At 42.6% G+C, this 20,857-nt stretch carries 17 protein-coding genes; 11 read left to right on the forward strand and 6 right to left on the reverse strand.

Features of this window, described 5'->3' with window-relative positions; genetic code table 11:
* Positions 1–894: 894 nt before the first annotated feature.
* Positions 895–1,971, reverse strand: coding sequence for an LPS export ABC transporter permease LptG (gene lptG, locus M1F03_RS16750; protein ID WP_154624860.1), 1,077 nt, complete (start codon positions 1,969–1,971; stop codon positions 895–897).
* A complete protein-coding gene (gene lptF, locus M1F03_RS16755) occupies positions 1,971–3,068 on the reverse strand; it encodes an LPS export ABC transporter permease LptF (protein ID WP_163863162.1) in 1,098 nt (365 codons plus the stop codon). The genes lptG and lptF overlap by 1 nt, the downstream gene beginning before the upstream one ends.
* 278 nt (positions 3,069–3,346) lie before the next feature.
* Here lptF and pepA point away from each other — a divergent pair, with 278 nt between their 5' ends.
* From pepA to M1F03_RS16775, 4 genes are all read left to right on the forward strand, one after another.
* Positions 3,347–4,858: a leucyl aminopeptidase gene (pepA, locus tag M1F03_RS16760; RefSeq protein WP_154624859.1), complete on the forward strand. Its 1,512-nt coding sequence runs from the start codon at positions 3,347–3,349 to the stop codon at positions 4,856–4,858.
* A 243-nt stretch (positions 4,859–5,101) separates the two neighbouring features.
* Complete coding sequence (locus tag M1F03_RS16765; RefSeq protein ID WP_154624858.1) at positions 5,102–5,551, forward strand: DNA polymerase III subunit chi; 450 nt, start codon at positions 5,102–5,104, stop codon at positions 5,549–5,551.
* A 13-nt stretch (positions 5,552–5,564) separates the two neighbouring features.
* A complete protein-coding gene (locus M1F03_RS16770; RefSeq protein ID WP_196713702.1) occupies positions 5,565–8,459 on the forward strand; it encodes a valine--tRNA ligase in 2,895 nt (964 codons plus the stop codon).
* A gap of 304 nt (positions 8,460–8,763) precedes the next feature.
* Positions 8,764–9,264 (forward strand): GNAT family N-acetyltransferase, encoded by a 501-nt coding sequence (locus M1F03_RS16775; RefSeq protein ID WP_251464737.1) that lies wholly within the window; start codon positions 8,764–8,766, stop codon positions 9,262–9,264.
* A 52-nt stretch (positions 9,265–9,316) separates the two neighbouring features.
* Here M1F03_RS16775 and M1F03_RS16780 read toward each other — a convergent pair whose 3' ends face one another.
* From M1F03_RS16780 to M1F03_RS16790, 3 genes are all read right to left on the reverse strand, one after another.
* Complete coding sequence (locus M1F03_RS16780) at positions 9,317–9,715, reverse strand: MerR family transcriptional regulator (RefSeq protein WP_154624856.1); 399 nt, start codon at positions 9,713–9,715, stop codon at positions 9,317–9,319.
* 211 nt (positions 9,716–9,926) lie between these two features.
* The gene (locus tag M1F03_RS16785; RefSeq protein ID WP_154624855.1) at positions 9,927–10,286 is read right to left on the reverse strand and encodes a helix-turn-helix domain-containing protein; all 360 of its coding nucleotides are present in this window, start codon (positions 10,284–10,286) and stop codon (positions 9,927–9,929) included.
* 29 nt (positions 10,287–10,315) lie between these two features.
* Positions 10,316–10,606 carry a DUF1471 domain-containing protein gene (locus M1F03_RS16790; RefSeq protein WP_272661266.1) on the reverse strand — a complete coding sequence of 97 codons (291 nt, stop codon included), beginning with the start codon at positions 10,604–10,606 and terminating at the stop codon, positions 10,316–10,318.
* A gap of 286 nt (positions 10,607–10,892) precedes the next feature.
* Here M1F03_RS16790 and M1F03_RS16795 point away from each other — a divergent pair, with 286 nt between their 5' ends.
* From M1F03_RS16795 to M1F03_RS16820, 6 genes are all read left to right on the forward strand, one after another.
* On the forward strand, positions 10,893–12,122 hold the full coding sequence (locus M1F03_RS16795; RefSeq protein WP_251464739.1) for an efflux RND transporter periplasmic adaptor subunit: 1,230 nt from the start codon (positions 10,893–10,895) through the stop codon (positions 12,120–12,122).
* Positions 12,122–15,262, forward strand: a complete 3,141-nt coding sequence (locus M1F03_RS16800) for an efflux RND transporter permease subunit (RefSeq protein ID WP_251464740.1) — start codon at positions 12,122–12,124, stop codon at positions 15,260–15,262. The genes M1F03_RS16795 and M1F03_RS16800 overlap by 1 nt, the downstream gene beginning before the upstream one ends.
* Positions 15,263–15,463: 201 nt before the next feature.
* Positions 15,464–17,962: a heavy metal translocating P-type ATPase gene (locus M1F03_RS16805; protein ID WP_318840025.1), complete on the forward strand. Its 2,499-nt coding sequence runs from the start codon at positions 15,464–15,466 to the stop codon at positions 17,960–17,962.
* A gap of 58 nt (positions 17,963–18,020) precedes the next feature.
* Positions 18,021–18,290 carry a glutaredoxin family protein gene (locus M1F03_RS16810; protein WP_163863173.1) on the forward strand — a complete coding sequence of 90 codons (270 nt, stop codon included), beginning with the start codon at positions 18,021–18,023 and terminating at the stop codon, positions 18,288–18,290.
* Positions 18,291–18,334: 44 nt separating this feature from the next.
* Positions 18,335–18,799, forward strand: coding sequence for a Cu(I)-responsive transcriptional regulator (cueR, locus tag M1F03_RS16815; RefSeq protein WP_196713705.1), 465 nt, complete (start codon positions 18,335–18,337; stop codon positions 18,797–18,799).
* Positions 18,800–18,857: 58 nt separating this feature from the next.
* Entirely contained in the window at positions 18,858–19,055 is a 198-nt protein-coding gene (locus tag M1F03_RS16820) for a heavy-metal-associated domain-containing protein (protein WP_154624848.1), read from the forward strand.
* A gap of 192 nt (positions 19,056–19,247) precedes the next feature.
* Here M1F03_RS16820 and rraB read toward each other — a convergent pair whose 3' ends face one another.
* Positions 19,248–19,658, reverse strand: coding sequence for a ribonuclease E inhibitor RraB (gene rraB, locus M1F03_RS16825; protein ID WP_195848196.1), 411 nt, complete (start codon positions 19,656–19,658; stop codon positions 19,248–19,250).
* A gap of 163 nt (positions 19,659–19,821) precedes the next feature.
* Here rraB and argF point away from each other — a divergent pair, with 163 nt between their 5' ends.
* Positions 19,822–20,847: an ornithine carbamoyltransferase gene (gene argF / locus M1F03_RS16830; RefSeq protein ID WP_154624846.1), complete on the forward strand. Its 1,026-nt coding sequence runs from the start codon at positions 19,822–19,824 to the stop codon at positions 20,845–20,847.
* The last annotated feature ends 10 nt before the right edge of the window (positions 20,848–20,857 follow it).

A 20,857-nucleotide genomic window follows, 5' to 3' on the forward strand; every position in this document is an offset into this window, starting at 1 on the left:
GATGACAACCGATAAAAGGCTATTACACCAAGTGGTCACCTCCACCACAGTACGAACCTTTTTTGCATCATATTAATAGCTTATTAATGCTCTTCTTTGCGTATAACAACCCATCATTGCTTTTGGCAAGTCTCCCCCACTCCCACAATGCTAATGGCATAAATCATTCAAGGGGGGAATCCTATGCCATCAATTATCATTAAAACACATGATTAAACAGGGTTACTGCAAATACGAGTGAGCACTTTGCCAAAATGACAAATACCAATTGCCATAGCACCGAAGAACGGATGACTCTCCAACGTGCAAGTAATGGCAAATCACTTAACACTTTCTAGAATGGGCCTTTATGACGTGATTCTCGAGAAGCTCATGGCATCCGCTATTGGCAATCCCGCTATTTTCTCTCCCCCAAGAAAATAAAGTACATGCCAAAATAAGTGAGCTAAGTAACGGGTTTATCGCTAACTTAATAAAATACCGCCTCTAAAAAATGGCTTTAAATTGCGACCCCGATCAAGAGCTATATACTTTATTCACCCTCTAGCAATTCCATTTGTTAGTTGAGCTCTGGGGCAACGGTATTTTGAGGCCTTACATAACGCCTGATGAGGGTTTCATCACACCCACCGAGTCACACTAGATGATATTTGTAACGCCGCTAGACATGTCATGAACTTGTATATCCTCTTTATGTGTGGTGAGTAAGAGAATGTTTTTTTTAACATAAACGGCCTTCAGGTGTTTTAAGGCTAACAATAAAAATGAGAATTTTTATGGCTCATCTCACTATCCCTGACGTTTTCAAACACTGAGTCGTTTAATTCCTATAAATAAGCCACCGTATAACGCTATACGATGGCTTATTAACGTTTTATCGATTTTGAAATGGAGCTACTTACGTTTCACCAGCAGGACAATACTGATCCCGAGGAATAGGACACTAGGTAGTAGCGCTGCAATGATCGGTGGCACGGAATAAACCAAACTCCAGTTCCCAAATCCTTGGTTAAGGATATAGAACAAGAAACCGCCGACAATCCCAGAAACAACCCGAACGCCCATTGGTACAGTTCGTAATGGGCCAAAAATAAATGAAACTGCCATTAACATCATCACAGCGGCAGATAACGGCGCCAATATTTTCTTCCACATGCTTAATTCATAGACTGCCGCGACTTGCCCACTTTCTTTTAAGTAGGCGATATATTGATAAAGCCCTCGAATAGAAAGTGAATCCGCGCTAAGTGACACTATACCGAGTTTTTCAGGCGTAAGATTCGTTTTCCAATCGTATGTTAAACGCTGAGAACCTGTGATTTTTTTCTCATTATTTAAAATAGATTCATCGACCTGAGACAGTGACCACTGTTGGTTATCCTTGTCATACGTTCCGCTTGAAGCAAACATCACTGAGGTCAGCTTATGTTGTTCATCAAAGCGATAAATGGAGACTTCTTGAATCGATGTCGTATCAGTGACCCGCTGGATATGAATAAAATCACGTCCATCTTTTGCCCACATACCTTCATCGGTAACCACTAATGAGTTACCCACAATCTTTTCGGCACGATAGTTTCGCGCCCATTGGTCGCCCGCTGGAGCAATCCACTCACCAATTAACATTGCCACAATAACCAGTGGAATCGCGGTTTTCATCACTGAGAGCGCGATTTGCAAACGTGTAAAACCCGACGCCTGCATGACGACTAATTCACTGCGTGAAGCTAATGCACCTAATCCTAATAGTGCACCGAGCAATGCCGCCATCGGGAAAAAAATATCAATATCTTTTGGGATGGTCAGTAACGTGAATACCCCCGCACCTAACGTGGTATATTCACCATCCCCGACTTTACGCAACTGCTCAACGAACTTGATAATCCCAGAAAGGGAAACCAGCATGAACAAGGTCATTAAAATAGAGTTCAGGATGGTTCGACCTATATACCTGTCTAAAACACCAAACATCAAGCAACCCCTCTATTAAATTTGACCCGCAAGCGGCGCATTGGCACGGTATTCCAAATATTTAAGATAATTGCTAAGGCCAGATAACCTAAGTTAACAGCCCACATGGCATATTTCGGGTCAACATCGCCTTTTTCTGCACTATTACGTAATGTACTTTGTAATAGGAAGAAAATCAGATAGAGCAACATGGCAGGTAGCATGCTTAATACTCGACCTTGACGAGGGTTAACTTCACTCAATGGCACAACCATTAATGCCATCACGACGACAGAGAAAACGATCGTCAAACGCCAATGGAATTCGGCATTAGAATCGGGATCGTTCGCCTTCCAGAGTTCAAGCATATTTTTTTGCTCAACTCTATCATTACGGGTATCGCTCGTTTTATGGTCGATAACCGCCTGATAATTTTTAAAATCCGTAATACGGAAGTCACGTAACAATGCGGTTCCTTCATAACGAGTACCTTCGTCAAGCACTACGGTTTGACGCCCGTCCGCATCTTCTTTCATATGACCACTATCCGCCACGACCACCGATGGACGTTGTTCATTAGTTGCGCGCAATTGCGCTAAGAAGACGTTTTTAAAATCGTTACCTTTGACTTCGCCGATATAAAGTACGATGTTACGGTCTTTGGTGGTTTTAAATTGCCCTTCAACCATCGCAGCCAATCCTGGGTTCGCCTTCGCGTCGGCGAGCACCCGTTCTTGATATTGCGAGGACCAAGGCAGCATCCACGTAATATTGCCTATCGCGATCAATGCGGTAAGTGTTGCCAGCACCAGAGCGGCTTTGACCAGAACACTTTTCCCTAATCCGCAAGCATGCATCACCGTGATCTCACTTTCGGTATACAATTTGCTATACGTCATCAATAGCCCAAGAAATAGGCTCAAAGGGAGGATCAATTGTGCCATTTCAGGCACCCCTAATCCCAGTAACGGTAACACTAAGTCTGAAGGAATATTTCCCTGAACAGCAGCCCCGAGTATATCGATGGACTTCTGACTAAAAAAAATCAACATTAGCACAAAAAGGATAGCTAACTGACTTTTCAGGGTCTCCCGTACCAAATATCTAATAATGATCACGCTTATACGCCTGTGAAAACTTGTCTTTTGGGTGGAAAATGGCTAAGTTCGTTCAATATCTACCATTTGTTAACATATACTCTGGCTCATTGTATGGCTAGAATGATATAAAAGCATTCTCTATACTGATTACCCAATCAGAACATGCTTAATATTATTGAAAAACCAGATATCTGCTCAGTTTAACATAAAGAGTTCATTCTCTATGAGGTAGATTATGCGGTAACGCTAATTTTAGCGGGAGCATGGGCCTTTGTCTTTAAGATTCAGGAGAACGCATGGAGTTTAGTGTAAAAAGTGGCAGCCCGGAAAAACAACGTAGCGCATGTATCGTTGTCGGAGTCTTCGAACCACGCCGTCTGTCCCCTATAGCTGAACAGCTGGACAAAATAAGCGACGGATATATCAGCGCCCTGCTGCGCCGCGGGGAACTTGAAGGTAAAGTAGGGCAATCCCTACTACTCCATCATGTGCCAAATATCCTGTCTGAACGTATTCTACTCATTGGCTGCGGTAAAGAGCGTGAGCTAGATGAACGTCAATTCAAACAAATCATTCAGAAAACAATCAGCACCCTGAATGAAACAGGCTCAATGGAAGCGGTTTGTTTCTTAACTGAATTACATGTTAAAGGCCGTAATAATTACTGGAAAGTACGTCAAGCTGTTGAAACGGCTAAAGAATCTCTTTACGTTTTTGATCAGTTAAAGAGTAATAAAACTGAGCATCGCCGTCCACTGCGTAAATTGGTTTTCAATGTACCAACACGTCGTGAATTAACCAGTGGTGAACGTGCTATCTCTCATGGGCTAGCAATTGCATCAGGCGTTAAGGCAGCGAAAGACCTCAGCAATATGCCACCCAATATCTGTAATGCAGCTTATTTAGCCTCCCAAGCTCGTCAGCTGGCAGACATTTCTGAAAATAGGCTCACCACGCGTGTCATCGGTGAAGAGCAAATGAAAGAGTTAGGCATGAATGCCTATCTGGCTGTTGGTCAAGGCTCACAAAATGAGTCACTCATGTCTATCATGGAGTACAAAGGGAATCCGGATCCTGAAGCGAGACCTATTGTCCTCGTCGGTAAGGGTCTCACATTTGACTCTGGCGGTATTTCTATCAAACCTGCCGATAGTATGGATGAGATGAAATATGACATGTGCGGTGCTGCAACTGTTTATGGTGTAATGCGTTTTATCACTGAATTACAGTTACCAATCAATGTCATTGGGGTACTTGCTGGCTGTGAAAACATGCCGGGTGGCCGAGCTTATCGCCCTGGCGATATTCTTACCACGATGTCAGGGCAAACAGTGGAAGTACTGAATACCGATGCTGAAGGGCGTTTAGTACTGTGTGATACGCTGACTTATGTCGAGCGTTTCGAGCCTGATTTGGTTATCGACGTCGCAACACTGACCGGTGCTTGTGTCATCGCATTAGGTAGCCACTATACCGGTTTGATGTCTAACCATAACCCTCTGGCTCACGAGTTGCTCAATGCTTCTGAACAAGCAGGTGACCGTGCATGGCGTTTACCATTAGCCGATGATTATTATGAGCAAATCAGCTCCAATTTTGCTGATTTAGCGAATACTGGTGGTCGACCAGCGGGTGCGATTACCGCAGGTTGCTTCTTGGCTCGCTTTGCCACTAAATATAATTGGGCGCATTTAGACATCGCAGGTACCGCATGGCGTTCAGGTAAAGCGAAAGGGGCAACCGGTCGCCCTGTATCAATGCTGTCACAGTTTTTACTGAACCGCGCTGGCCTAAATGGTGACGAGTAATACTCTATAATGCGTCAAGTGACAGCCAACCGTACTGTCACTTGACGTTTAGGGTCTATACGCTAAATATTTCAAGGGGAACGGGTGGCTAATCAATGCTCCCCATAACGTTGCCACTGGAAGTATGATGAGTATATAGCACTATGGTGTGCTATACGTTAAAATAGCACCCAACTTCATTTCAGGGTATTGCCTGTCGCAATACCCTTTTTGCATAAATATTTCTATTCCATAAAGAAAGAGATGAAAAACGCCACCTTTTATTTGCTTGAAAAACCATCACCACAAGTTGAGCTTGAGGCCCATGAATGGCTTGCTTGCGAGCTTGCGGCGCAAATGTGGCGTAATAGCAAACGAGTTTTAATCGCGTGTGAAAGTGCCGAACAAGCCGAAAAATTGGATGAAGCTCTGTGGCAAAGGGATCCTCATCAGTTTGTTCCTCATAATCTTGCAGGTGAAGGCCCCCGTTATGGCGCGCCCATTGAAATTTGCTGGCCAGGAAAACGAGGTAATGCTCAACGCGATGTACTGATCAATCTTCAAACTCAGTTTGCAGACTTTGCCACCGCATTCCATGAAGTGATAGACTTTGTGCCTATTGATGAAACTTTAAAACAGTTGGCGCGTGAACGGTATAAGGTTTACCGTAGCGTCGGCTTCAATTTGACTATGGCGACGCCGCCAACTAACTGAATACGATATAAAAATGGATAAAAAACCAGATAATGCGATTGCTGAGCCTTCGCTAGATAAAACTTATAATCCTGCTGAAATTGAGCAATCACGTTATGCTCATTGGGAAAAAAGCGGCTATTTCAAACCAAATGGTGATACCAGTAAAGACAGTTTCTGTGTCGTTATCCCGCCACCAAACGTGACGGGTAGCCTACATATGGGGCATGCTTTCCAGCAAACTATCATGGATACCATGATCCGTTACCAGCGTATGCAAGGTAAAAATACGCTGTGGCAAACGGGCACTGACCATGCTGGTATCGCAACTCAGATGGTTGTTGAGCGTAAAATCGCGGCTGAAGAGAATAAAACTCGTCATGATTATGGCCGTGATGCATTTATCGACAAAATTTGGCAGTGGAAAGCAGAGTCTGGCGGCACAATTTCACAACAGATGCGTCGTTTAGGTGACTCTGTTGATTGGGAACGTGAACGTTTTACTATGGATGAAGGCTTATCGAAAGCCGTTAAAGAAGCGTTCGTTCGTCTCTATAAAGATAACTTGATCTATCGTGGTAAACGCCTAGTTAACTGGGATCCAAAACTGCATACCGCTATTTCTGATCTCGAAGTGGAAAACCGTGAAATAAAAGGTTCCATGTGGCATCTGCGCTATCCACTCGCTGACGGCGTAAAAACAGCTGAAGGGAAAGATTACCTCGTTGTTGCTACAACACGTCCGGAAACGATGCTTGGGGATACAGGGGTTGCTGTTAACCCAGAAGATCCACGTTATAAGGATTTAATCGGTAAAGAAATTATTCTTCCGATAGTTAACCGCCGTATTCCAATCGTTGGTGATGAACATGCCGATATGGAAAAAGGCACGGGGTGCGTAAAAATCACGCCAGCTCATGATTTCAATGACTATGAAGTGGGCAAACGTCATCAATTGATCATGATTAACATGATGGATTTAGATGGTAACGTGCGCCACGAAGCTGAAGTTTTCGATACTCATGGCAATCCTTCCACTGCGTATAGTAGCGAACTTCCTGAAGCATACCGTGGCATGGAACGTTTTGCGGCCCGTAAAGCCCTTGTCGCGGAATTTGAACAGCTCGGTTTACTGGTTGAAGTTAAGCCTCACGACTTGACGGTACCTTATGGTGACCGTGGTGGTGTCGTTATCGAACCCATGCTAACTGACCAATGGTATGTTCGCACTAAACCTCTCGCTGAAAATGCGATCAAAGCCGTTGAAGATGGCCGCATTCAATTCGTACCACGCCAATATGAAAACATGTACTACTCTTGGATGCGTGATATCCAAGACTGGTGTATTTCTCGCCAACTCTGGTGGGGACATCGTATTCCTGCATGGTATGACGATAAAGGCAATGTTTACGTTGGTCGTGATGAAGATGAAGTTCGTCGTGAAAACAACCTTGGTGCAGACGTTGCCTTACGTCAAGACGACGACGTTCTCGATACTTGGTTCTCTTCTGGTCTGTGGACTTTCTCAACATTAGGCTGGCCTGAAAATACTGAAGCTTTAAAAACGTTCCACCCAACAGATGTGTTGGTAAGTGGTTTCGATATTATCTTCTTCTGGATTGCCCGCATGATCATGTTGACCATGCATTTCATCAAAGACGAAAACGGCGTCCCTCAAGTACCGTTCAAAACGGTTTATATGACAGGCCTCATCCGCGATGAAGAAGGACAAAAAATGTCTAAATCCAAAGGGAACGTTATCGACCCATTGGATATGATCGACGGTATTTCGCTCGAAGACCTATTGGAAAAACGTACTGGCAACATGATGCAGCCACAGCTGGCTGAAAAAATTGCTAAGCGTACGCGTAAAGAGTATCCAAACGGTATCGAGGCACATGGTACAGATGCATTACGTTTCACCTTAGCGGCTCTTGCTTCTACGGGACGCGATATCAACTGGGATATGAAACGTCTGTCTGGCTATCGTAACTTCTGTAATAAATTGTGGAATGCGAGCCGTTTCGTACTCATGAACACAGAAAACCAAGACTGTGGTCAGAATGGCGGTGAAATGAGCTTCTCTCTGGCAGATCGCTGGATCATGGCTCAATTCAACCAAACAATTAAAGCATATCGTGAAGCGCTAGATACGCATCGTTATGATATCGCGGCAGGTATTCTGTACGACTTCACTTGGAACGAATTCTGTGACTGGTATTTAGAGCTTTCTAAACCAGCGGTTCATAAAGGCAACGAAGCACAGGCCCGTGCAGCACGCTTCACATTAATTGAAGTACTGGAAGCATTACTGCGTCTAGCTCATCCAATTATTCCATTTATCACAGAAACCATCTGGCAACGTGTAAAAGTGGTAAAAGGCATTGATGCTGATACCATCATGCTACAACCCTTCCCAGAATTTAATGCCGAGAAGGTCGATGAGCTGGCATTAAGTGACTTGGAGTGGATCAAAGAAGCTATCATTGCGGTACGTAATATTCGTGCAGAAATGAATATCTCGCCGGGTAAACCTCTGGATGTCTTATTGCGTAGTGCATCGCAGGATGCCAAACGTCGCGTTGCTGAAAATGAAAACTTTATTAAGTCCATGGCTCGCCTCGCCAGTATCACCGTCTTGGCTGATAGTGAAGAAGCCCCCGTTTCTGTAACTAAGCTAGTGAGTGGTACCGAACTGTTGATCCCTATGGCTGGCTTAATCGACAAAGATGCTGAGCTAGCCCGTTTGGACAAAGAGCTAGAGAAAGTCATCAAAGAAATTGACTCAATTGAAAGCAAACTGGCAAATGAAGGTTTTGTTAGCCGTGCGCCAGCAGCTGTCGTTGAAAAAGAACGTGAGCGTTTAGCCGCGAATATTGAAGCGAAAGGTAAGTTAGAAGCACAGAAAGTGACTATCGCATCACTGTAATTTTGCCTTGTGCTACCTAGCCTAAGCCCTTATTGGTTAGCCAATAAGGGCTTTTCTTTTTTTACAGCTCGGCATAATTAGAGGCAGGCCACCAGCGATAGCGGAGTCAACCTTCCGTAAACAGATCATGCGAATAACTACGTATAAGCATAAATTAATACACCATAGGAATGTATTACAGATCTATACCCATCGTAATTAATCGATTATCATTAGCTGGCTGCGTTCGCAGATCTCAGATTGAAGTTCCCTTCTGGTTCTCTCTCACTGAGTAGTACAAAACAATAAATAAAGAGAGTCTCTCATGACAACAAATACAACAACCCACACGATCCGTTTAATTGAACAAGAAGATAATGCAGGTATTGCTGCCGTTATTCGTGAAGTTTCAGCAGAGCATGGTTTAACCGCCGATAAAGGCTTTGCAGTTGCGGATCCTATTTTAGATACACTGTATGAAGTTTATAGCAAACCCCGCAGTGCATACTGGGTGGTTGAGATGGACGGTAAAATTGTCGGTGGTGGTGGTATATCACAACTGGCCGGTGGTGATAATGAAACTGCCGAACTACAAAAAATGTACCTATCCTCTGTACTAAGAGGCAAGGGAGTGGCAAAGCAGATTGTATTAATGTCATTAGAGTTTGCTAAAGCACAAGGCTATACACGCTGTTATCTTGAAACAACAGCAGACTTACAAGCCGCTATTAAACTGTATGAAAAATTAGGCTTTGAGTTTATTGATGAGCCACTTGGAAATACAGGCCACAGCGATTGTGAAATTCGGATGTTAAAAGCGTTATAATCGCCGTCTCTATAAGGATAGCCAAATACGCTATCCTTATTTGTCTTATCGCTTAACGCTTTTTCGATAATAAGTTTTTTATTATTCCACATTTATGCCGAGAATCTATTTCATCGCTGTGATCTTGTAAAATAACCAGCTCTCGCTCTAAATGAGTGAGTTTCTCAATATTCTTTCGAACATTCAGTAAATGAGTATTGATCACGGCTTCAACTAATTGGCAATCATCACTATTATTATCAACCAAATCTAATAATGTTTTTATTTCACGATGAGACATATTAAGACTACGGCAATTCTTTATAAACCTGAGTCGTTGAATATGCTTTTCACTATAGCTTCGATAGTTATTGTCATTTCTATTAGGAGGAATAATCAATCCCTCTTTTTCATAGAAACGAATCGTCTCTCTTGGAATATTAAACAGTTTTGATACTTCACCTATTTTCATTATTTACCACCTAAAAACAGATACAGATCATTTTAAGTTTTTTTCATGTTAATCCTTACCACCATTGCAAGGTCAAGAAAAAAAACAATTTTATTTATTTTGTTTATTCAATGCCTTATTAGATGTGAGTTTTCATTTTCTGTTGAGATTGTTTTAGGTATAGAATTTGCCCATAAGCGTATTCTATACCTACGTTTATAAAAGATATTTATTAATAAGATGTATGATATCTTAGCATCGTTTCTTTCCTATATTTGCCAGGCGTCACTTTTAGCTTTCGTTTAAAGGCTCTTGTTAGCCCTTGTTGACCATCAAAGCCATACCTGAAAGCAATATCAATAATCTTATCGTTGGTTTCTTTCAAATCCGTGGAGACTCTTAGTAACCTCCTGATTAACAGATACTGTCCTAAACTTACACCAACCGTATTTTTAAAAACACGTTGAAAATACCACTTTGAATAGCCTGCACGGTTAGAGATTTCTTCTATTTGTAATGGCTTATCCACATTCATATCGATCCACAAAAGAATATCTTGTATTACATTTTCTCTAATGGTGTGATGGCTCATTACTCACCTCCTGACTAAAACAAATAGCGTTATTGATAAAATGTCACATGACCTCTAAGTTGATTTTCGCCACTTGCTCCAATAATTTTATAGTGACTTGCTCCTCGTTTTTTAGCCATCTCCTGTGCCTGTTTTTCGATTGATGACAAACTCGCATCACCAATAAAAGTCATTGAAAACAAAATTTTTTTATCAGGTTCTTCTGAAGCGTTGGTTTCCGTGATATGAGGTAATACAGGTTGAGTATTCAACGTATCACTTGATGCTAAGCTTTGATAACTTAATAAACTTAAAGCCAATAAAAATGTTATTTTCTTCATCATTAATCCTTATTTCTCTATGTATTTAAATTAATGACAATCATTAAAAACCTTAAAGTAGATACAAGGTCAATAGTTTATTTTAACTTTACATAGCAGACTTTTCTTTAATCATTAAAACCCAATACCAGCATTGATTTAATTAACAATAAATTCATCTTTATCACTAAATCAAGCTTTATCGTATTTAAAAGTTGACCTTACAACTACTGTAACCTTTACCCTGCCAAAACATTTTTTATTTAACGTTAAAGCTAACAACGAGATCAATAATTAGGTAAGGTTTATGATAAAAATGAAAATCGGAATATATGCTGCATTTATTGTAGCGATGAGTATAAGCGACCTAGCTATCGCACAAGAGACAAATAATGATAATAAATCAGCAGCCGCGAATTCTGCTATGCTGCCTAAAGTTCCTGTCGCGGAAGTTATTCAACGACACATTATCCCTTCTGCTGAATTTACTGGTTATCTCGCCTCCCCAAAAACCGTTGATGTTCGCCCCCGCGTTGGCGGACGTATTAATTCAGTCGACATACCTGAAGGACAACGGGTTAAAAAAGGAGATTTACTCTTTCAAATCGACCCCCAACCTTTTCAAATAGCGCTACTTGAAGCGGAGGGGAAATTAAGCCAAGCAGAGGCTTTAGCCGCGCAAGCCAATCGAAATTACCAACGCCTTAAAGGGTTGATTAATAAAGGCGCGGTTTCCCGTAAAGATTATGACGACGCACTTGCTATACTCACCGCAAATAACGCACAAGTGAAATCAGCCAAAGCCGCTGTAGCATCCGCTAAATTAAATTTATCCTATACCAAAATTCACTCGCCCATTGCAGGTCGAGTTGATAGAGCATTAATAACGGAAGGCAATTTAGTGACTGGTGGCGAGACAAATGAAGCCACTCGCTTAACGACGGTTGTGTCTATTGATCCAATATATGCTTATTTTGATATTGATGAAGCTACTTTCCATAAATTAACAGATTTATATTCATCGTCGATAAAAAATACCGACGTATCCTTGCCTCCCGTGACCATAACATTACCAAATAACAAGAGCACACCCTATATTGGCAATCTTAATTTTATTGGCAACCAAATCGAACGAACGACCGGCACGGTGAAAGTTAGAGCAGTTATCGATAATAAAGATGGCAAGCTGATCCCCGGTGCATTTATTCGTGCACAACTGCCTATTGGAGAAAAAAGTCCTTCTATTTTAATTGATGACCAAGCCATAGGTTCTAATCAAGGCCAAAACTATGTCTTAGTTCTCGATAAAAATAATAAAGCAGAATACCGCCCTGTCGAATTAGGTGCCATGGTTGATGGTCTCAGAGTCATTAATCACGGTTTAGTTGCGGGTGAGAAAATTATTATTAAAGGTTTGGTCAGACCGGGGATGGAAGTCGCACCTGTAGCTATGCAGTCCACACCAGCAGCAGAAACAACACCATCAACGACAAATAACAAACAGACCACAGCCAATAAATTTGAGGAGAAACAATAATGAAGTTTCCCCATTTCTTTATACAGCGCCCTATTTTCGCTATGGTGCTATCAATATTTATATTAATAGCGGGGATATTAAGTTTTTATAAACTGCCGCTTAGCGAATATCCGTCGGTAACGCCACCGACAGTTCAAGTTATTGCGAGTTATCCTGGGGCAACACCCAAAGTGATTGCGGATACGGTGGCTTCGCCCATCGAGCAAGCGGTCAATGGCGTCGAAGGCATGCTCTATATGAGTTCGCAGATGTCAACTGATGGAAAAATGGTCCTCACCATCTCTTTTAGGCAAGATGTGGATCCTGATATCGCTCAGATCCAAGTGCAAAACTTAGTATCACGGGTTATCCCTCGCTTACCTCAAGAAGTACAGCAAATTGGTGTCACCACAGAAAAAACATCTCCTGATGTGTTAATGGTTGTTCATATGTATTCGCCGAATAATGTTTACGACCCTCTGTTTGTGTCTAACTATGCGTTACTGAATGTACGTGATGAAATCGCAAGGTTACCCGGTGTTTCCAGTGCGTTAGTGTGGGGAGAAGGTGAATATGCGATGCGAGCATGGATTGATCCAACCAAAATAGCCGCCTTAGGATTAACTGCAAATGATATTGTTGCGGCTATCCAAGAACAAAATGTCCAAGTCGCCACAGGTTCTATTGGACAACAACCCAATTCAACATCATCGTTTCAAATTAGTATAAATGCACTCGGTCGACTCACAACTGAGGAGCAATTTGGTAATATTATTATTCATTCCGGAAAAGATGGGCAGGCAACTTATTTAAGAGATGTCGCTAGATTGGAGCTAGGCGCTGATAATTATTCACTTCGTAGTTTACTAAATGGGCAAAATGCCGTCGGACTACAAATTGTCATGAGTCCGGGCGCGAATGCATTAGAAGTCGCCGAATCCGTCAGAGAAACCATGGCCCGTTTGCAAACTAACTTTATCGACGGAATCGATTACAAAATCGCCTATGATCCCACCATATTTGTGAGCGCATCTTTAAAGTCTGTTGCCATCACGCTGCTTGAAGCAACCGTATTAGTGGTACTGGTTGTGGTTTTATTTTTACAAAGCTGGCGTGCCTCTATTATTCCATTGGTGGCAGTACCAGTATCTTTAATTGGTACATTTGCCTTTATGTATCTCTTTGGTTTTTCACTCAATACGTTATCGTTATTTGGTTTAGTTATTTCCATAGGAATCGTTGTCGATGACGCAATTGTCGTGGTTGAAAACGTTGAAAGGCACATCTCGGATGGCTTAACCCCAAAAGAAGCTGCATTTAAGGCAATGGATGAAGTTACGGGGCCGATACTGGCTATTACCTCAGTTCTCGCCGCTGTTTTTATCCCCACCGCATTTTTATCTGGTTTACAAGGGGAGTTTTATCGTCAATTTTCACTCACCATCGTCATTTCAACCATTATTTCAGCGATTAACTCACTGACGTTATCTCCCGCCCTTAGTGCAATTTTACTCAAACCACAGGGTAAAAACGTAAAAGCAGACTGGCTGACTCGCGTTATCAACGTAATATTTAGCCGCCTTTTTGCAAAATTTAATGTCTTCTTTAATACCTTGTCTAACAAATACGTTCAGATAGTCCGACGTTGTATCCGAGGAAGTCTGATTATTTTTGTATTGTATCTGGGGTTTGTTGGACTAACCGCATTAGGTTTTAAAGTGGTTCCTAATGGTTTTGTTCCCGCACAAGATAAATACTATTTAATCGGGGTTGCTCAATTACCTCCGGGTTCCTCTCTTGATCGTACCGAAGAGGTCGTCAAAGAGATGTCACGTCTTGCTCTCATGGAGCCTGGCGTTGAAAACGTAGTCGCATTCCCAGGACTCTCTGTGAATGGGCCTGTTAATTTACCTAACTCGGCCCTCATGTTTGCTATGCTCAAACCTTTTGATGAACGCACGGATCCCTCCCTCTCTGCGAACGCCATTGCAGATCGTTTGATGAAAAAATTCAGCCAAATACCCGATGGATTTGTAGGCATATTTCCGCCTCCCCCTGTTCCGGGATTAGGTTCAATGGGCGGCTTTAAGGTGCAAATTGAAGATAGGGCGGATCTAGGTTTTGAAGCTTTAGCACAAGTGCAAGAGCAAGTTCTCATGAAAGCGATGCAAGCACCTGAATTAACAGGGATGATGGCAAGTTTTCAAACTAATTCTCCACAAATCGATGTGGATATTGATCGGGAAAAAGCGAAATCTCAAGGCGTAACACTTACCGATATCTTTGATGCCTTACAAATCAATTTAGGTTCTCTCTACATCAATGATTTCAATCGTTTTGGCCGCACTTATCGGGTTATTGTTCAAGCGGATACACCATTTAGAATGGATCCAAAGGATATTGAACTGATCAACGTTCGCAACCAACACGGAGAGATGATCCCACTCAGTGCATTAGTCACTATTACGCGTACCAATGGTCCAGATCGCGTGATCCACTATAATGGCTATCCTTCAGTTGATATCACTGGCAATGCAGCCCCAGGTTATACCTCTGGCCAAGCAACTGACGCAATGGAAAAAATCTTACGTGAAACATTACCAGAAGGAATGGATTTTGAATGGACGGATTTAACCTACCAAGAACAATTAGCGGGTAACTCTGCACTCTATATTTTCCCATTAGCGGTGCTATTTGCATTCTTAATACTCGCTGCTCAATACAACAGCTGGTCGTTACCGTTCTCTGTATTATTAATCGCCCCAATGGCGCTGCTTTCAGCTATGACGGGAGTCTGGTTACTGGGTGGTGATAATAATATTTTCACGCAAATTGCCTTTATTGTGCTGGTAGGCCTTGCGGCGAAAAATGCTATTTTGATTGTTGAGTTCGCAATAGCCCAAGAGAAACAAGAAAAAGATCCGCTAACGGCCGTCTTGGAAGCGTCACACCTTCGATTACGCCCTATTTTAATGACATCCTTTGCCTTTATTGCAGGAGTTATTCCACTGGTCTTAGCGACTGGAGCAGGTTCTGAAATGCGGCAAGCAGTGGGGATCGCCGTCTTCTTTGGCATGTTAGGCGTCACTTTCTTCGGCTTACTATTAACGCCTGTATTTTATATGGCGATACGAAAACTAACGTCTAAAAAATCAGCCTAACAAACTCTTTATCGCTAATAAATGGTTCACTAAACAGGGATAGTTTAGTGAACCACTTTTTCAATGCAAAAAAACACCTATAAAACAATATATTACAAATGGTCATTATCAATCTATACAATAATTAAAAATAATGCTTGACCTTCCCCTTAAGGTAAACGTTAGTCTTTACGTAATGAAGAAATCCAAGAGGGTAAGTCCATGACAACGAATATATCTCACTCTTCCGTTAATAGGCTGAGTTTACCAGTAGAAGGCATGACCTGTGCATCCTGTGTTGGTCGTGTTGAAAAAGCATTAAACGCTGTCACGAATATTGAAACGGCAACCGTGAATTTAGCAACTGAGCGTGCAGACATCACGTTCAAAGGCCAAGCTGATCCGGCTGCGGCTGTTCGTGCAATAGAGAGTTCAGGTTATAAAGTCCGTGAAGAGACAACTGAATTAGCGATTGAAGAGATGACCTGTGCATCTTGTGTTGGTCGCGTTGAGAAAGCATTATCACAAATCCCCGGCGTTATTGAAGCGACTGTTAACTTGGCAACAGAACGCGCCCGCATTCGCCATTTCTCCGGCGCTGTCACTATCGATGATCTCGAAGCCGCGATAGTGCAAGCGGGTTATAAACCTCGTCGTCTGTCAGAAACAACGACTAATGCGAATGATCAAGCCAATGAACGTCGTGAGAATGAAGAGCGCTCGCTACGGCGTGCATTATTTACTGCTGCAATATTCACATTGCCAGTATTTATTATTGAAATGGGTTCACATTTTATTCCAGGTATTCATCATTGGGTATCGGAGAACCTTGGACAACAACTCAATTGGTATATCCAATTTGTCTTCGCGACCATTGTACTATTCGGCCCTGGTTTACGCTTTTTCCAAAAAGGGGTTCCGGCACTATTACGTGCAGCGCCTGATATGAACTCACTTGTCGCTGTCGGTACAGCCGCTGCCTATGGCTATTCTGTGGTGGCCACCTTTATACCACAGGTGCTGCCTGTCGGGACGGCGAATGTATACTTTGAAGCGGCCGTCGTTATTGTGACCTTAATTCTGCTCGGTCGTACATTAGAAGCCCGCGCAAAAGGCAAAACCTCCCAAGCCATCAAACGTCTTGTTGGGCTACAAGCTAAAACGGCCCGTGTAGAACGTGATGGGAAAATGATTGAGATCCCGCTGGATCAGGTCATGACAAATGATATCGTTTTTGTGCGCCCAGGCGAGAAAATCCCTGTTGATGGTGAAGTCATTGAAGGGGCTTCTTATGTTGATGAAAGCATGATCACCGGTGAACCTGTACCTGTATCCAAAGAAATAGGCTCTGAGGTTGTTGGGGGCACCATCAATAAAACAGGCGCCTTTAGTTTCCGAGTGACTAAAATTGGTTCGAACACCGTATTAGCTCAGATCATTCGTTTAGTAGAAGAAGCACAAGGCTCAAAACTACCTATTCAAGCATTAGTTGATAAGGTGACGATGTGGTTTGTTCCTGCGGTGATGACAGGCGCGGTGATCACCTTCTTCATTTGGCTTATTTTTGGTCCAGATCCAGCACTAACCTTTGCACTGATTAATGCTGTTGCTGTTTTAATTATCGCATGTCCATGTGCGATGGGGCTGGCAACACCAACCTCAATTATGGTCGGTACTGGACGAGCTGCTGAATTAGGTGTTCTATTTCGCAAAGGTGAAGCCTTACAAGCGCTGCGTGATGTAACAGTCGTCGCTCTTGATAAAACCGGAACATTAACGAAAGGTCGTCCAGAACTCACTGACCTGATCCCAGCTGACGGCTTTGAATATGATGAGGTTTTGTCCTTAGTTGCTGCCATCGAAACGCGCTCTGAACATCCGATAGCTGAAGCGATTGTGACTGCTGCAAACGACAAAGGTCTTGCACTGGCGGCTATAGAAGAGTTTGAAGCCGTTCCAGGATTTGGTATCTCGGCAAAAGTCAGTGGTCGTGCCATCTCTGTTGGTGCCGATCGCTTTATGAAACAGCTTGGATTGGATGTGAGTCACTTCCAGCAATCTGCGCAACGCCTAGGTGAACAAGGAAAAAGTCCACTCTACGCAGCTATTGATGGACGGTTAGCAGCAATTATCGCCGTTGCTGACCCAATTAAAGAAACAACGCCAGAAGCTATCAATGCATTACACGCTTTAGGGTTAAGAGTAGCAATGATCACCGGTGATAATACTGCGACAGCCGCTGCTATCGCTAAACAGCTTGGCATTGATGAAGTGGCAGCGGAAGTCTTGCCAGATGGTAAGGTTGCAGCTTTAAAACAGTTTCGTCGTAATCACAATAAAGTCGCGTTTGTTGGCGATGGAATTAACGATGCACCTGCACTTGCCGAAGCCGATGTTGGATTAGCAATCGGTACAGGAACAGATGTCGCTATTGAAGCTGCGGATGTTGTATTGATGTCTGGGGATCTACGTGGTGTTGTCGATGCAATTGCATTAAGCCAAGCAACTATCCGCAACATCAAACAGAACCTGTTTTGGGCCTTTGCTTACAATGCGCTATTGATCCCTGTGGCAGCAGGCTTGCTCTATCCAATTAACGGTACCCTGCTTTCACCTATTCTGGCTGCGGCAGCAATGGCACTTTCCAGTGTCTTCGTATTGGGTAATGCCTTACGCCTAAAACGCTTTCAAGCACCAATGAAAGATAGCGCCACTCAATAAATCATTTTAATAGCCAGACTGTATTAAGTCTGGCTATATCCGTAAAAAGGAGATCACGATGACGCTCACACCACAACCGCCAATTCTGATTTATACCACACCAACGTGCCCTGACTGCAAATTGCTCAAAGAGTGGTTGGTGAAAGAACAACTCTCATTTGAAGAGCGCGACCTGACAGACCCGCAAATAATGGCAGAAGCCAAAGCTCGAACGGGTGTACGCGTCGCACCGATTACCCTCATTGGTGAGCATATCTTTTATGGCACTTTTTCATCGCAAAAACCGAGCATTATGGCGATTCTTAAACAAGCGACAACAAAGAACTAGCAATTTTATTTCTTAAAGTATCCGATTGTTGAGGAGATAAAATAATGAATATTGGTCAAGCAGCCAAACTTTCTGGTATCTCAGCAAAAATGATCCGTTATTACGAACAGACGGGCTTGCTCCCCAAAGCAAAGCGCACAACCGCAGGGTATCGCTATTACAACCAATCGGACGTTAATAGCCTGAATCTTATTCGCCGTGCGCGTTCGCTAGGTTTCTCAACCGAGCAGATTTCAGTTTTATTGTGCCTATGGCGCAATAGAGAGCGTGCTAGCGCCGATGTTAAAAATATGGCACTAACACACCTTTCTGAATTAAAAAGAAAGATTCATGAGCTGCAAGGTATCGCAAATACGCTTGAAGCTCTCACTCGACACTGCCATGGTAATGATGATCCTGATTGCCCGATTATTGAAAATTTAGTTAATTCACATGAATACCTTGAAACCCAAGAGGTCAAAAAGGGGCTGTTTGGCAATTTTCCCGCGCATTCAGTAAAAACTGATTGACCTTCCAATAGGGTAAAGCTTTATATTTATCATAATGTTAATCATAGGAGTTAGAAAAATGATAAGTCTTACAATACCGAAAATGGCATGTGGCGGCTGCGCTAAATCAATCACAAAAATCATTTTGGATATTGATGGCAATGCGCAAGTGGACGCCGATCCCTCAACAAAAAAAGTGCAGATCACCAGCAATATGGAAGAAAGTATTTTCCGTACAGCCCTCAGTACGGCGGGATATCCAGCAGATCCAGAATAATCAGTGATAAGAACAGATATCAGGCGAATAAATGTGTAGTCGACGTTCTAAGACATTTATCGACGATACCTTCTTTAATGGCCTTTCACGCCTACTACGTTAACGATTTTAGTGACTGTTGATAGCAAAATGCCTGCTTTTGTTGATTTTACAAGAGCAGGCACATAGGGAGTTGAATCTTAGCTTATTGAATTAGTGGATTCGATCACCTTCGTCGTCATCACCTTCTTCATCATCATATTCAGCATCAGGATCTTCGAAATAAGTTCCCCAGCCGTCATAGTTGATTCCGAGTTTTTCAGCCAATTTCATCAGTTGTTCAACTTGAGCATCTATCAGCTCTGCGTTTAATGCACTCTCACTAATCACATCACAGCACATCAGCGTCACACCGTTTTCAACTTCCAACTCTTCCGCATCAGTGACTTCATAACCTAATTTAAAAGCTTCTACGGCTGCTTTTTCTAATAATTCAAAATTATCAGCAGAGAAATGGTGTTCAATTGCATACAATGCATCAGGATCACTGCCATCTTCCAGTAATTCTTCTATAATTAGACGAGTTTCTTCGTATTGAGCCTCTAATTCAGCTTTATCCACCATATCCACACCTCTTTTTTCATTATCGCTAGTCTCTGGGCCATTCTCCCATAGGGCTGCCAGTGACACCATACCTGAATGAATAATTTCTTTTCTTACAGGGGTTGATTTTGAATTTTTATGAATATAAATTGAATATTAATTCAATCACAAAAGGCTGCATTTTATGAACCCCTTCTATAAAAAGCATTTTCTTAGGTTACTTGATTTTACACCCAACGAAATTCATTCATTATTAAAACTATCAGCTTGGTTAAAAGCACAAAAGAAAGCCGGACTCGAAACCCCACTGCTCACAGGCAAAAACATCGCCCTTATTTTTGAAAAAGATTCTACTCGTACACGCTGCGCCTTTGAAGTCGGTGCTTTTGACCAAGGTGCAAGAGTCACTTACTTAGGCCCTTCAGGTAGCCAAATTGGTCACAAAGAAACCATGAAAGATACCGCAAGGGTTTTAGGACGGATGTATGATGGGATCCAATATCGGGGTTTTAGTCAATCAACGGTTGAAACTTTAGCTGCGCATTCGGGAGTGCCTGTATGGAATGGATTAACAAATGAATTCCATCCCACACAGTTATTGGCCGACCTACTGACCATCCAAGAACATCAACCAAACAAACCTCTTTCAGAGATCAAATTTGCTTATTTAGGCGATGCTCGTAACAACATGGGAAATTCCATGTTAGAGGCTGCGGCGCTCACAGGCATGGATGTTCGTTTAGTCGCACCAAAAAGTTGTTGGCCAGAAGCAGAACTCGTTGAAATTTGTCAAAAAGCAGCGTTGAAAACAGGAGGAAAAATCACGCTCACTGAAAATGTTGCAGAAGGTGTTAAAGATGCTGATTTCCTGTATACCGATGTTTGGGTGTCAATGGGGGAAGCAAAAGCGGTTTGGGCCGAACGGATTCATTTGCTTAAACCGTATCAAGTGAATATGGATACGATTCAGTTAACCGGTAACCCTGATGTTAAATTCCTACATTGTTTACCCGCATTTCATAACGAAGACACAACGCTCGGCGCTCAACTTGCCCAAGAGTTTAATCTGTGGGGTGGACTGGAAGTCACTGAAGAGGTTTTTGAATCTCCATACAGTATTGTGTTCGATGAAGCGGAAAACCGCTTGCATACAATAAAAGCGGTAATGGTTGCAACATTAGCACCTGAATTACCGAGTGGTATCATTTAATTGTATAGAT

This window comes from Providencia sp. PROV080 (assembly GCF_033688105.1).
GTDB classification, from domain to species: domain Bacteria; phylum Pseudomonadota; class Gammaproteobacteria; order Enterobacterales; family Enterobacteriaceae; genus Providencia; species Providencia zhejiangensis.